The sequence below is a fragment of the uncultured Mucilaginibacter sp. genome, from assembly GCF_913773635.1.
Classification (GTDB): domain Bacteria; phylum Bacteroidota; class Bacteroidia; order Sphingobacteriales; family Sphingobacteriaceae; genus Mucilaginibacter.
Map to the genome: position 1 here is coordinate 125,878 of NZ_CAJYGQ010000005.1, position 13,995 is coordinate 139,872.

General features: G+C 39.4%; 14 protein-coding genes and 1 tRNA gene. 7 read left to right on the forward strand and 8 right to left on the reverse strand.

From position 1 onward, the window contains the following. Positions 1-64 precede the first annotated feature (64 nt). The 4 genes from QZ407_RS04220 to QZ407_RS04235 form a co-directional block, all read right to left on the reverse strand. Positions 65-349, reverse strand: coding sequence for a hypothetical protein (locus QZ407_RS04220; protein ID WP_295767908.1), 285 nt, complete (start codon positions 347-349; stop codon positions 65-67). A gap of 18 nt (positions 350-367) precedes the next feature. After that, a complete protein-coding gene (locus tag QZ407_RS04225) occupies positions 368-1,012 on the reverse strand; it encodes a hypothetical protein (protein WP_295767911.1) in 645 nt (214 codons plus the stop codon). A gap of 213 nt (positions 1,013-1,225) precedes the next feature. After that, complete coding sequence (locus QZ407_RS04230; protein ID WP_295767913.1) at positions 1,226-2,635, reverse strand: serine hydrolase; 1,410 nt, start codon at positions 2,633-2,635, stop codon at positions 1,226-1,228. A 502-nt stretch (positions 2,636-3,137) separates the two neighbouring features. Further along, positions 3,138-3,211, reverse strand: a tRNA-Asn gene (locus tag QZ407_RS04235). An 87-nt stretch (positions 3,212-3,298) separates the two neighbouring features. Between QZ407_RS04235 and QZ407_RS04240 the strand changes: the two genes are divergently transcribed. Further along, positions 3,299-4,219 (forward strand): PfkB family carbohydrate kinase, encoded by a 921-nt coding sequence (locus QZ407_RS04240; RefSeq protein WP_295767914.1) that lies wholly within the window; start codon positions 3,299-3,301, stop codon positions 4,217-4,219. Between the two features lie 62 nt (positions 4,220-4,281). Here QZ407_RS04240 and QZ407_RS04245 read toward each other — a convergent pair whose 3' ends face one another. Genes QZ407_RS04245 through QZ407_RS04260 form a run of 4 tightly spaced genes read right to left on the reverse strand, consistent with a single transcriptional unit; the run spans position 4,282 to position 6,564 of the window. After that, positions 4,282-4,515, reverse strand: a complete 234-nt coding sequence (locus tag QZ407_RS04245) for a cytochrome b5 domain-containing protein (protein ID WP_157540022.1) — start codon at positions 4,513-4,515, stop codon at positions 4,282-4,284. Next, positions 4,512-5,195, reverse strand: a complete 684-nt coding sequence (locus QZ407_RS04250) for a lycopene cyclase domain-containing protein (protein WP_295767917.1) — start codon at positions 5,193-5,195, stop codon at positions 4,512-4,514. Before QZ407_RS04250 ends, QZ407_RS04245 begins: the two co-directional genes overlap by 4 nt. Next, positions 5,192-5,731, reverse strand: coding sequence for a hypothetical protein (locus QZ407_RS04255; RefSeq protein ID WP_295767919.1), 540 nt, complete (start codon positions 5,729-5,731; stop codon positions 5,192-5,194). Before QZ407_RS04255 ends, QZ407_RS04250 begins: the two co-directional genes overlap by 4 nt. Beyond that, positions 5,731-6,564 carry a phytoene/squalene synthase family protein gene (locus QZ407_RS04260; RefSeq protein WP_295767921.1) on the reverse strand — a complete coding sequence of 278 codons (834 nt, stop codon included), beginning with the start codon at positions 6,562-6,564 and terminating at the stop codon, positions 5,731-5,733. Before QZ407_RS04260 ends, QZ407_RS04255 begins: the two co-directional genes overlap by 1 nt. Positions 6,565-6,661: 97 nt before the next feature. Between QZ407_RS04260 and crtI the strand changes: the two genes are divergently transcribed. The 6 genes from crtI (at position 6,662) to QZ407_RS04290 (ending at position 13,975) form a co-directional block, all read left to right on the forward strand. Continuing rightward, positions 6,662-8,152 carry a phytoene desaturase family protein gene (gene crtI, locus QZ407_RS04265; protein WP_295767923.1) on the forward strand — a complete coding sequence of 497 codons (1,491 nt, stop codon included), beginning with the start codon at positions 6,662-6,664 and terminating at the stop codon, positions 8,150-8,152. Positions 8,153-8,226: 74 nt separating this feature from the next. Next, positions 8,227-9,759: a cryptochrome/photolyase family protein gene (locus tag QZ407_RS04270; protein ID WP_295767924.1), complete on the forward strand. Its 1,533-nt coding sequence runs from the start codon at positions 8,227-8,229 to the stop codon at positions 9,757-9,759. Positions 9,760-9,873: 114 nt separating this feature from the next. Continuing rightward, positions 9,874-10,143, forward strand: coding sequence for a DUF4834 family protein (locus QZ407_RS04275; RefSeq protein WP_295767926.1), 270 nt, complete (start codon positions 9,874-9,876; stop codon positions 10,141-10,143). Between the two features lie 8 nt (positions 10,144-10,151). After that, positions 10,152-10,469 carry a hypothetical protein gene (locus QZ407_RS04280; protein ID WP_295767928.1) on the forward strand — a complete coding sequence of 106 codons (318 nt, stop codon included), beginning with the start codon at positions 10,152-10,154 and terminating at the stop codon, positions 10,467-10,469. Between the two features lie 63 nt (positions 10,470-10,532). Further along, positions 10,533-13,010 carry a YfhO family protein gene (locus QZ407_RS04285; RefSeq protein WP_295767931.1) on the forward strand — a complete coding sequence of 826 codons (2,478 nt, stop codon included), beginning with the start codon at positions 10,533-10,535 and terminating at the stop codon, positions 13,008-13,010. Between the two features lie 200 nt (positions 13,011-13,210). Further along, entirely contained in the window at positions 13,211-13,975 is a 765-nt protein-coding gene (locus tag QZ407_RS04290) for a metallophosphoesterase family protein (protein WP_295767933.1), read from the forward strand. Positions 13,976-13,995: the final 20 nt, after the last annotated feature.

A 13,995-nucleotide genomic window follows, 5' to 3' on the forward strand; every position in this document is an offset into this window, starting at 1 on the left:
TTTCAACACACTGGTGTTATATAACCGGGGAATTGGGAATAATATATCGTATAAAGCTGGTTTCTTACCGCAAAAATCTAAAAAACCACGTTGCAGAGGCGATGAGCACAATAACTCCTATAATTAGCAATATTTTATTGTTTTGCTTATCTAACGCTGTTTTCGACATCAACAGCGCTGTAGTCATCCATATATTCCAACAAACAACGAAGAGGGTGTAAACGCAGCTATAAACTAATTCAGACAAATCATATCCCCCGCCGCCTATGCCATTGCCTTTACTTCCGGTGTATAGCGTGCAAAGTAATACCACTCCGGATACAATTAATATGGCTAACTTCCAAAGCATTTTTTCGTTTTGCTACATTTACTGTTTGTTTTTACGCCATTCGTCGAGGCTCATTTCTTTTTCGTTATTAAAGTCGTAGAGCTTAATTTCATATTTAGGATAAACATAAACGCGGAACATAAATAGCCTGGAGAAATTATCTTCATTATGTGTCCCTGTTTCCACCAGGTAATATTCCTTATCATCTGTAGGGCGTTCGGCAATAGCAACTTTATCGGCATTGCTTTTAACTTCGGGCAGAGCTTCAATATCCTTAATCACTTTTTGTTCTGTTACAGAATCGGTAAATGTTTTACCGGTAATAGGACGGATACTCTTTAGCCGCTTTCCGGCGTATTTGCTTTCGTTGTCGCCAGCTTGGGTAAGGGTATCAGTAAACCATGTTACCTGTACCAGCTTATTTCTGAATTTTGGATTTGGTGGATCATCTACTACCAGTTGCAGTGTGTCTTTTTGCTTATCAATAAATACAGCAAACCAATAATCGTAATTGCCATCAAAATGAATGTATTGCAACGTATCGGTATGTACCTGGGGCTTAGTAACCGTAGTGGTTATAGCTGCACTTGTTGTTGTGCTATCCTTATCAATAACGGCAGTGGGTTTTTTGTTATTGCAGGCCGTAAGCACACCTATAACCCCAAGCAAATAAATTGATCTCATAAGCAGACCTTTTAAATGAACAATAATAACACCAAATAATAATTATTGTTGGGAGGGAAATAATGGCTACGGAAGTTGATTGAAAATGCTTATGCGTCTTAAAACAAAAAGCCTTTCAGTTTTCACTGAAAGGCTTTTCTCCTTGCTCGCCATGCAGGATAAACTCGATACAAGTCATCGAAAATCTAAAGATACGCGGGAGTCAAATCCAAATTAATTGCCAACCAAACTTTTGATTTTTTCTATCATGTTTTTTGCGTTTTCACTATTTGCATCAAGGCTCAGTGCTTTCTTATAACTGTTTAAAGCTAACGCGTATTGTTTGTCTGTAAAGTAAGCTTCTCCTAAACTATCAAATATGTTGGCATTTTTAGGGAACTCTTCAGTAGCCAATTTAAATACTGTTACAGATGCATTGATCTTTCCTAGTCTTAATAGTTCATATCCTAGTCTATTTAGCTCGCTTGGATTTTCAAACATGTAATCTTCTTTTGAGTTCTTTTTAAGTGAGTAATAGCTGTTTATAGCAGTATTAACGTCACTGATGGACTCCTTTCTGAGAGCTTGATAAATTGATTTTTTAGGAATCTCGTAGTTGTTTCCCAGTATCAAATTGTGGATAGTATATCCCAAATCCCAAACCCGGTTAAAATTATTAGACAGCAATATGATGATTACATTATTTTTAAAATCGTTTAAAAAAATAGATTCGAATTTATAAGATACTCCATTGTGCCGTTGAAGGTCTTCCTTTTCAATGTACCTGCCAAGTGATCCACCTTCGTTAATTGCATAAGGGTTTTCAAGTAGTGTTTGAAAGGATTGTTTAGAAATTAGCTTATTCGTATTCATGGCTTCAATCCATTTATACAAATCGTTGATATCAACCCAAAGCCATCCGCTGATGAATTGCATCTCCGGGCATTGGGCGTTATCCATATCATAACAAGATGTTCGGTTTTTAAAACCTGATTTCGGATCAAACACCGAATTAGTCATTTTTAAAGGTTTGATAATGTTTTTAGTAACAAATTCTTTGTAAGATATTCCAGTCACCTTTTCTATGATTCTTCTTTGTAAAAACACATTGCTATTGTCGTACTTATAATTTTTTCCTGGTTGAAAAAGTAATGTATCATTATCTCTTAAAATTTTCCAAGCCTCGTCATCGTTCTTTGGTACTAACAGGTCGATTCTTGGAATTCCACTCGCATAATTGATAAGATGTCTTATAGTAACTTTTTCTGCCCATTTTGGTAATCCAAAATTGAATTTAGAAATCGTATCATCAAGACTAATACGATGACGTTCAACTAGCATCATTATGGCAACGGCATTAAATTCCTTTGCAATAGAACCAATGTTAAATATTGACTTATTATTTAAAGCGTTTTTTTTCGTCCCATCTGTAAATCCAAACGATTTTTGATATATAATTTTTTTGTTTTTAACAACAAGGACGTTCCCATTAAATAAGCCCCTTCCGTAGGATTTTGCCATTAATGAATCGATCAGGATGGTTGCATTCCCATGTTGATGTGCGGGATAAGTATTCTTTACATTCTTTTGAGAAAAGGCATTTACTGAAAAAAGGATAAGAAAAATTGTAGCTATATAATTCATCTATTGTATAAATTTCAACGTAAAGTTTTAATTATAGAAAGGAGGGTAGCATATACATATGTTCAATACGCTAACTATCTGATTGCATCGTGCTTAGATGCCAACGGCTAACCGTATTTCTTTGGAAACAAATTAATTGGTTGTTATGATTGTAGCGAAACAATTTTGCGCAAACATGCAAGTGAAGCCACAATACATGCGGACAGTGTGAAATTACGTAACGTTGTTATCATCGTGATAAGTGACACATAGAACCATAAAACGTTGCATTAAATATTTGATTAATCACAATTATCATATACAATGCTTATTGTTAGACAAGTAACCAACTTTTAACTGAACCATAAAATGTTGAATTATGGTCTTCGGCTGCTTTAGCGATCTGGTTAGTTTGCAAACTATTTACAAACTAACCAGTGCATAACTGGAGTAATTGCAGCTTAAAAGAACTGGAGTTAAAACAAAAAAGCCTCTCAGTATAAACTGAAAGGCTTTTTGCTTGCTCCTGAGGCTGGGCTCGAACCAGCGACCCTCTGATTAACAGTCAGATGCTCTAACCGGCTGAGCTACTCAGGAATCTTTTCCGGTCTGGAGTGGTGCAAAAGTATAAACTCTCCGGATATTTCACAATATTTGCACAAAAAAAATTTAAATATTTTTCACATGAGTTTATTAGTCATTGGTACTGTGGCATTTGACGCTATAGAAACACCCTTCGGAAAAACAGATAAAATTGTTGGAGGGGCTGCAACCTATGCCAGTTTGGCCGCATCGTACTTTTATAACAACGTAAAAATTGTTGCTGTAGTAGGCGATGATTTCCCTGAAAGCGAAATTGCAGATTTTGAAAATCACAATATCAACACAGAAGGGCTGCAGATAAAAGAGGGTGAAAAATCATTTTTTTGGAGCGGGCGTTACCATAACGACATGAATAGCCGCGATACATTGGCTACCGAGCTTAACGTACTTGCTGACTTTGATCCTATAATACCTGAAGCGTACCAGGATTGCGAATATTTGATGCTGGGTAATCTTACCCCTCAGGTACAGCAAACGGTTATTAAACGGCTTAAAAACCGCCCTAAATTGATTGTAATGGATACGATGAATTTTTGGATGGATATTGCGCTGGATGATTTGCTTGAAACCATCAAAATGGTTGACGTTTTAACCATAAACGATGCAGAGGCTAGGCAATTGAGCGGTGAGTATTCTTTAGTGAAAGCAGCCCGTAAAATTTTAACCATGGGCCCCCAATACCTTATCATAAAAAAAGGTGAACACGGTGCTTTGCTGTTTCATGAAGATAAGGTGTTTTCGGCGCCTGCTTTGCCATTAGCCGAGGTGTTTGACCCAACTGGCGCTGGCGATACCTTTGCAGGCGGATTTATTGGCTACCTGGCTAAGGTTGGCTCAATTAACTTCAATAACATGAAAAACGCGATTATATTCGGGTCGGCACTGGCTTCCTTCTGCGTTGAGAAGTTTGGTACCGAGAAGATCAAGAACCTTACACAAGAAGAAGTATCTGCCCGGGTGAAAGAATTTGTGAGCCTTGCCCAGTTTGAAATAGAGCTGTAAGCATACAAATGATAGAAAGATGTCATTTTGCAGGTAATGGGCCTGCGGAATGACATCTTTTTTTAGCCTAAAATTCCCACTATATCAAAACGCTTAAACACATCGTCAGCGTGCGGGGCGTCTGCTAATTCTTCGGTCAGGTCTTGCCCGGCCCAATGTTCGTAGTGTTTACCGTCGCGCCACAAGCGGCTTTTCCCTACATCATAGATGTTTCCTCGGTAAGCAACCCAAATTTGTGGCTTGTCTTGTCCGTTGCGCAGTGCCAGCTGTGAACGTGTATATACCGGCAAAGTCATGATAAACTCTTGCTTTTGTTCTTAAAATATTCAAAGAAGGCCACGTTCATAAGCAGCAATGCCAGCGAGTAAAAATGATCTTCAAATGGTATTGTACCTACGCGCTTACCAATATTTTCGGCATTGTTATAAAGCACAATAGGTACGGATGTGAGTATACCATTAACAATATAAAACGGTAATAGCGACACTATATAAGCCATGTAAAAGCGGGGTAACCACACCGGTTTATAACCAAACTGTATAGCTGCTACCAAGGCAAGCAGTAAGCCAAAAGTAATGGTGGTATATAACCTGTCATGATAAATCACAAGCATCACAATGCTCAAAATAATAATCAGCACAGATATAGCTTTACCTGCAGTTTGTGGTAACGACCATTTAACGTAGTGATTTAAGCAGGCATAAATGAATATGCATGAAAAAGGCACAGTTAAAAAAAATAAGATTTCCTCTAAGGGGAGGCCCCAAAAGCGTATGCCAATGATATAGTTGCTGTTAAATGACCATACACCTTTCAATGTAAATAGCACGTCCCAAAACAAAAAAACCAGTCCTGTTATGCCCATAGCCGGCCATATGTACTTCCAGCTTTTGTGAAAGGCAACCCGCTTATCAAATGATAGCAGTATTGGAAAAATGATAGTGAGGAAATTAATAAGCAGGTATGCGTATGTCACTTTAATGCAGCTAACTGTTTATGCAATGTTTCGGTTTCGTGGGGTGTGCAGCGTTTTGAATCAATCAAAAACTTTATGATCGTGCGTACAACACTTTCATCAGCCGTGGTGTAATGCTTGCGGTTAAGTTGCTTAATCATCTCCTCCCTGTCGGCCACCAAATGCTTGTTGTATCCTAAAAATCCCGGAACATTGTGCTCGATAGAAAAGCGCATAAAGCGTATTTCTATGTTATCAGGCTGAGCGGTTACCGCCTTTTGTAATGTCTTTTCGGCATCGTTTAAATACTTTACCTTGAAATACGGGTTCCAGGCATGCTTTGCTTTAAGGGCCTGTACAACGCCTAAATAACAAATGTTTAAAGCCGATTTGTTTTTCTCGGCGCTTAAAATGTTATAAAGAGAATCTGTTAAACTTTTTTTCTCAAGCGCCAGTATTAATTGTTTCCTGATTACTTGAGGTTCAGGCACATCGGCCTTGCAAGTAAATGGAACGGCAAATAATATAAATAGAAAGGAGAAAAAGGAAAACTTCATTAAATAACGTTTAATTTTTGATGCAAAACTGCCTTGAAATATAAAGCAGTTTTATGAGTATCAGAAATACGTATACGTTTTTGCAGAATTGTATTGGCCGGCGTGCGGCTTATTTTTTTGAATAGCTGGCGATAATAAATGTAGGCAACATAAACACCCAAACGCGTACCACGTGGAAGTTGCTTTATGCCCTTAAATGCATCATCAAAGTCTTTTTCTATATCGGCTTCAATGGCTCTTTTGTCCTCTTCATTAAAGCGGTTAAAATCAACAAAGGGAAAGTACGTGCGGCCGCGCTCTTCAAAGTCTGACTTTACATCACGTAAAAAGTTCACCTTTTGAAAAGCTGCACCCAAACTGCGCGCCATGGGTACTAATTGCTTATACATGGCTTTGTCGTTTTCGCAAAATATGTGCAGGCACATTAAGCCAACCACTTCTGCCGAGCCGTAAATGTAAGTTTGATAAGTGCTGCTGTCGTAAGCTTTCTTATCTAAATCCATTTCCATCGATCGCAAAAATGCATCAATGAGTTCGTGCTCGATATTGTAGCGGTTAACCACCTGCTGAAAAGCCTGCAAAACCGGGTTAAGGCTTATTTGCTGTGCTATGGCCTCAAATGTTTGTACTCTGAAGCTGGCAATGAGTTTTGCTTTATCGTAATCATGAAATGTGTCAACAATTTCATCAGCATACCTTACAAAGCCGTAAATGGCATAAATAGGGTAACGAAATTTGCGGTCGAAAGCCATGATACCTTTGCTAAACGATGTACTGTATTTAGTGGTAATAATTTTGCTGCATTCAAAGCATGTCTCGTCAAATAAATTCATCGGTTAGCAGGTAGTATCACCAAATGTACATATTTGAACCTAAATTGTTTGGCTTTGGGCCCAAACAATTTACTTACTTTGCCCTTGTAAACACGGCATGAGTAAAAAGAAGGTTATTGTTATTGGCGCAGGTTTTTCGGGCCTGGCCGCTGCGGCTCTGTTAGCAAAAGAAGGTTGCGAGGTGGTTATTCTGGAAAAGAATGATCAACCGGGTGGCCGTGCACGCATATGGCAGCAGGATGGTTTTACTTTTGATATGGGCCCAAGCTGGTATTGGATGCCCGATGTATTTGAAAATTACTTTGCCCTGTTTAATAAAAAGCCATCTGATTTTTATAAGCTCGAACGCCTTGATCCGGGTTACAGGGTGTACTATGCCAAAAACGATTATCTTGATGTTGCTGCCGATATGCAAAAGCTTAAAAACTTATTTGAGCGTGTAGAGCCGGGTAGCAGCAAGGCGTTAAGCGAGTTTTTAAACCAGGCCGAGTATAAATACCGTGTTGGTATGGGCGAGTATGTGTTTAAACCATCACACTCCATTACGGAGTACATGGATTTTAGCCTGCTTAAAAAAAGCCTGGGCATACAACTGCTTACCAGCATGAGCAAGCATGTGCGCAAATACTTTAAAAACCCTAAGCTTATTAAGTTACTGGAGTTTCCGGTGTTGTTTTTAGGTGCTACACCACAAAATACCCCTGCAATGTACAGCATGATGAATTATGCCGACCTGGTGCTTGGAACCTGGTATCCGCAGGGTGGAATGCATCAAATTGTGAAGGCTATGGTTAGCATTGCCGAAAGCCACGGTGTTAGCATAAAGCTTAATACAGAGGTAACTGCTATTGATGTAAAGCAAGGCAAGGCTAATTTAGTGCGTACAACACAAGGTGACTTTACGGCCGATATTGTTATATCAGGTGCTGATTATGAGCATACCGATCAGGTGCTTATTCCAAAACAAAACAGAAACTACACATCAAAATATTGGGACACCCGCACCATGTCGCCCTCAAGCTTATTGTATTACATTGGCCTAAATAAGAGGGTAGAAGGTATTGAACACCATAATTTATTTTTTGATGAGGACTTTGAACTCCATGCACACGAAATTTACACAGAACCTAAATGGCCTACCAAGCCGCTTTTTTATGTGTCATGTGCATCAAAAACTGATAGTTCTGTAGCTCCGGAAGGTGGCGAAAATTTGTTCTTCCTAATGCCGCTGGCGCCAGGCCTGAATGATGATGATACCTTGCGCCAAAAATACTTTGACTTAATGGTTAACCGGTTTGAGGCAGTGACCGGGCAAAGTATTAAGGACAATATAGTTTTAAAGCGCAGCTATGCCATGAACGATTTTAAGGCCGACTATCATTCATTCAAAGGTAATGCTTACGGTTTGGCTAACACTTTGGCGCAAACGGCCTTTTTAAAGCCGGCTATGCGGGCAAAAAAAATAAGTAATATGCTGTATACCGGGCAGCTTACCGTACCCGGACCCGGAGTTCCTCCGGCAATTATTTCGGGACAAGTAGTTGCAGCCGAAGCATTGAAACTTTTGAAAGAGGAACAAGCTGTTTAACCTATATTCTTACAACACAACTAAGCGCACTAAGCAATACAAAACAGTATTTGTTGCAACGGCGTTTATGTTGCATGGCCAAAACTTTACGCTTAATACTGGGCGATCAATTAAACAGCAAGCATAGTTGGTATAGCAATGTTGACGACAATGTAACTTACATAATGCTTGAGGTGATGCAGGAGCAGGAATACGTAATGCATCACGTGCAAAAAATACTGGCCTTCTTTGCCTCCATGCGAAACTTCGCACACCAGCTAACGCAGAACGGTCATAATGTAATTTACTTTAAACTTGACGATAGAGGCAACAAACAAGATTTTTCTGAAAACATCAAACAGGTTATCAAAAAAGAAAAATTTGAGCGCTTTGAGTACCAGTTGCCTGACGAGTACCGGCTTGATGAACAACTAAAGATGCTTTGCAAGGAGCTCAAAGTTGAAACAGCAACGGCCGATACGGAACATTTTTTAACAGAACGATTCGACGTAAAGGATTTTTTTGGAGGAAAAGGGTACCGTATGGAGAGCTTTTACCGCCGCATGCGTCAAAAGCATCACATTTTAATGGATGGCGACGACCCGCTACACAACCGTTGGAATTTTGATGCCGATAACCGTAAAAAGTACGATGGGAAGGTGCCGCTGCAGGAGCCGTTAACTTTTGATCATGATGTTTCGGCGTTGAAGGAAATGATAGACGCGGCAAAGGTTAAATATTTTGGAAACGTTGATGCAAAGCATTTTGCATGGCCTCTAAGCAGAAAAGAAGCCTTAAAGGTGTTGCATTATTTTTGTGAAAACTTACTTCCAAACTTTGGCACCTATGAGGATGCGATGCTTCAAAATCACATAAGCTTGTTTCACTCGCGAATATCTTTTGCTCAAAACGTAAAAATGATATCGCCGGCTGAGGTGGTGGGTGCCGTACTTGATTACTACAAAAAACAAAGCCATAACATTTCAATAGCTCAGGTAGAAGGCTTTGTAAGGCAAATCATAGGCTGGCGTGAATTTATGAGGGGTGTATACTGGGCCCAAATGCCGGGTTACGATGAAAAGAACTTTTTTAAGCATCATACAGAAATACCTCACTGGTTTTGGGATGGTAACACTAAAATGAACTGCCTCAATAAATGCATCGGTCAGTCGCTTAACCAAGCTTGGGCGCACCACATACAACGCCTTATGGTTATTGGTAACTTTGGTTTACTTGCAGGTATAAGCCCCGACGATATGGATGCATGGTATTTGGGTATTTATATTGATGCTATACAATGGGTTGAAATAACCAATACGCGTGGCATGAGTCAGTTTGCTGATGGCGGTATCATAGCCTCAAAGCCTTACGTAGCATCGGCAGCATACATCAATAAAATGAGCGATTACTGCAAAAACTGCCACTATGATTACAAGAAAAAGCATGGCGAAAAGGCTTGCCCATACAACAGCCTTTACTGGAACTTTTTTGACCGTAATGCCGATAAACTGGAAAAGAACCCGCGCATAGGCATGGCTTATAATAATTTAAAAAAGATGAAGCCGGAGGAACGGCAGAAGATAATGGAGCAGGCCGAGGCTTACCTTGAAAATTTGAATACGTTGTAGCAAAGTACTACAGTAAAAGGCAAACTGATTATTACAAACCAATAGCACAGCCCGGTATCATATACAAACATTTTTTACGTTATTAGCTTATATTTGTAAACTAATTGTTTTAAAATGTATTTGTTAATCCGTTTTCTTATTATAAGTATTTGCGTTATTTACATCATACGCAGTTTGGCGCGTATATTTTTGCCAATGCTGTTTCAAAGTATGGTAAATAAGGCTCAGCAGCAATACGGCCAGCAACAAAATCCTTTTCAGCAGCAAAATAAATCTGAACGTCGTGCCGAAGGCAAAGTAAAAATAGATCATGTACCTCCCGTGAAAAAATCACAGATACCGGATAATGAGGGTGATTTTGTTGATTATGAAGAAGTAAAATAAAATAAGTTATGATAGGTCAGCCCGACAGTGTTTTTAAAGACCGCCATTATAGCCTGCAGTCATTAATATCGTTAACTACCGTTAATTATATAGTATTTGCTTTACTGGTACAAGTGTGTGTAAACTGTGAACGTGTTCATTGGTTTTTGTGGGTGGGGTTGGCTGGTTTGGCATGGTACAACTATTACACCATTCGCCGTAATACCGAGGAGTTTGAAGAAAAAAAGACGCAAATAATATATGCCATAAGCTTGCTTGGTATGGCATTGCTGTATTATTTACTTGGCGTTGTGGCACTGCATTGTAAGCCAGTTGCAGCCGTATAAACTATCTGTTTCTATTATCAGCCATTTTTATATTTTTGGGGAATAAATTTTCCCTAAAGATAAATGAGCAACTGGTTCAAGCGCAATGGCATTCATTTTGCCATCTTCGGAGTTTTTTTAGCTATATGTTTCGTGTACTTTACACCTGCGTTTCAGGGTAAGGCCCTTAATCAGGGTGATGTTATGCGGGCACAAGCTACGCAGAAAGAGATAATGGATGTGAAGGAAAAAACCGGTAAAGCGCCGCTTTGGACCAATAGCATGTTTAGCGGTATGCCGGCCTTCCAGGTTTGGGTGCCGTTTCCAAGCAATGTTACCACGTACGTTATTGATGTTTTAAAAACCGTATTTCCAAACCCTGTTGATACTGTTTTGATATTGCTGATGGGAACTTATTTCCTGTTATCGGTATTGCGCTTAAATCCGTGGCTTGCCGCTGCCGGGGCCATTGCATTTACATTTTCAACTTACAACTTCATATTAATTGATGCAGGGCACGCTAACCAGGTGTATGCCATAGCTCTTTTTGCACCGCTTATTGCCAGTATTATTATGGCATTCAGGGGGCAATATCTGTTAGGTTCGGCACTTACTGCATTTTTTCTGGCTGTCGAAATTCGCTCTAATCACATACAAATGACTTATTACCTGCTGCTGGCATTAATAATTTACGTATGTATTGAATTTTATCACGCATTCAAGACCAAGCAAACCAAGTCGTTCTTTAAAAGCTTTGGTTACCTGGCTGCTGCTGCTGCATTGGCAATAGCAGTAAATGCAGGTTCGCTATGGACAACTTATGAATATGGCAACGAGTCGATACGTGGTAAATCAAATTTAACTAAGAATACTTCCGAACCATGGAATGGATTAAGCCGTGACTACGCATTTCAGTGGAGCCAGGGTATAGGCGAGTGTTTTACATTTTTGGTGCCTAACGCCTACGGAGGCGGAAGCCGTGGCGAAGCCGGTGGTACCGACTCTAAAGTAGTTAAGGTATTGCAGGATAAAGGTGTTGATGCACAGCAAGCACAAGGCTTTGCACAGCAAATGCCTTCATATTGGGGTGGTAAGCCCTTTACAGAAGGCCCTACATACTTTGGCGCCATTGTGTGCTTTTTATTTGTGTTTGGTTTGCTGGTAGTAAAAAGCCGTTTAAAATGGTGGTTGTTAGGTGCATCAGTTTTAACTATACTGCTTTCATTCGGTCACAACTTTCCGCTTTTATCTAACCTGTTTTTTGATTACTTCCCGCTATACAATAAGTTCAGGGCGCTTGACTCAATACTGGCCATTGCTGAAATGTGCTTCCCGGTATTAGGTTTTATGGCAGTACACGAAGCTATTACCACTACTAACAAGGAAGATGCTTTGAAGAAGTTGATGATAGCAGCCGGTATAACAGGCGGTATATGTTTAGCATTATGGATAATGCCAACATTGTTCTTAAGCTTTAAATCACCGGAGCATGAGGGCTTTGTTAACCAACTTGCGCAGGCCATAGGTGGCGATGTGCCTTTTGCAAATACCATTGCCAACGCCCTTGTTCAGGATCGCAGTACCTTAGCCAGTCATGATGCTATCAGGTCTCTCATATTTATAGCGCTTGCATTCGGTGTGCTGTTTGCTTTATTAAAAGGAAAGCTGAATGCAACTGTTGCCTCAATAGCTTTCCTTATTCTAGTAACTGTGGATTTATGGACAGTAGATAAGCGTTACCTTAAAGACGAAAATTTTGTTGCTAAAGAGGATGTAATAAAGCCACAGCAGCGTGAAGTAGACGGTTTTATATTGCGTGACACCGATCCTAATTTCCGTGTATTTGATTTAGCCGGCGGCGATCCGTTCAGTAATGCAAACACATCATATTTTCACAAATCAATAGGTGGTTACCATGCAGCAAAACTGAAACGCTATCAGGAATTGATTGAAAATCAGTTTACAAAAAGCATAAATCAGGATGTATTGGATATGCTAAATACCAAGTACATTATTAATAATGATCCTAAAACAAATGCTGCCAATATGCAGGCCAATCAAACTGCTTGCGGAAATGCCTGGTTTGTTAAAAGCATAAAGTATGCTAAAAATGCTGATGAAGAAATGCAGGCCATAAGCAGCTTTGACCCCAAAAATGAAGCTATTGTTGATCAGCAATACAAAAACATGATTAATGATAAGGCAACTGGGGTTGACGGTGCTGCAACTATCAAATTAACCAGTTATAGTCCTGATCATTTGGTTTACCAGTCTGGCTCAACCACAGATCAGATTGCTATATTCTCGGAAGTATTTTACGATAAGGGCTGGAAAATGCTGATAGATAACGAAGAGAAGCCATTTTTCCGTGCCGATTATTTACTGCGTGCGGCAGCTATACCTGTAGGTAACCACAAAATTGAATTTATCTTCCATCCGGCATCATATTATACCGGCGAAACAATATCATTAATTGCGTCTGTAATACTCGTGCTGTTTTTATTTGGCGCATTGTATTTAGAAACAAAAAAGAAAGCGCCTTTGATTAATAAAGAGGCGTAACCTTAGGTTATGATATAATTTACAAAAAGGGCTGATTATTACAATCGGCCCTTTTTGTTTAAGAAAGATAATGCTATTCGCTACCGTTTATAGAGTGTAAGTATGGTTTTAACTTAGGTAACAATATATATTTCGTTTGCGTATAATTGTAATAGCAGGTTTATTACAGCTAGCTAACTTAATCTATACTCAAACTCACTATGAAAGCATACGCCATCATATCAGATGTACATGGCAACTGTTTGGCCCTGCAGGCCGTTTTAGCCGATATTAAAGCAAAAAAAATAAATACAATTATAAATCTCGGCGACCATGTGTTCGGCGCATTAGAGCCGGAAGATTCCGCACAAATTATTCGTAATACACCCATGTTCAGTATAAGCGGTAATACCGACCGCGAGATACTTGAGAGCTTGGACAAAGTATCTGAAAAAGAGAATATGGAGCGTGTAAAGGGCGAGCTTTCTAAGGATAGTATTATATGGTTAAAAAGCCTTCCCCCAACCGCCGTGTTTGATGATGTGTTTTTTGTTTGCCATGGTACACCAACCAGCGATAATGAATACTTGCTGGAAAAGGTAACACCCAATGGTGTATTTGTTTATAACGATGATGAGTTGATAGCAAAGACATCACACATTACACAAAAAATAATTTTATGCGGTCACTCGCATGTGAACCGTTTAGTATATTTAAGTAATGGCAAAATAATTTTAAATCCGGGTAGCGTTGGTTTACCGGCATATTTAGGCGTAGGGGAGCATCGCTTTGCTATGGAATCAATGACTCCGCATGCAAAATATGCAATTGTATGTACCGATGGTGTAACCGTTAACATTGAGCAGGTGTATGTAGCATACAACTGGAACCGTGCATCAAATGTAGCTAAGGCAAATGGCAGCGATAATTGGTCGCACTTTCTATTGAACGGACGTATGCCAAAAGATTTGAGAATTGAAAACTGAGATGCTGCCTAAAATTGATA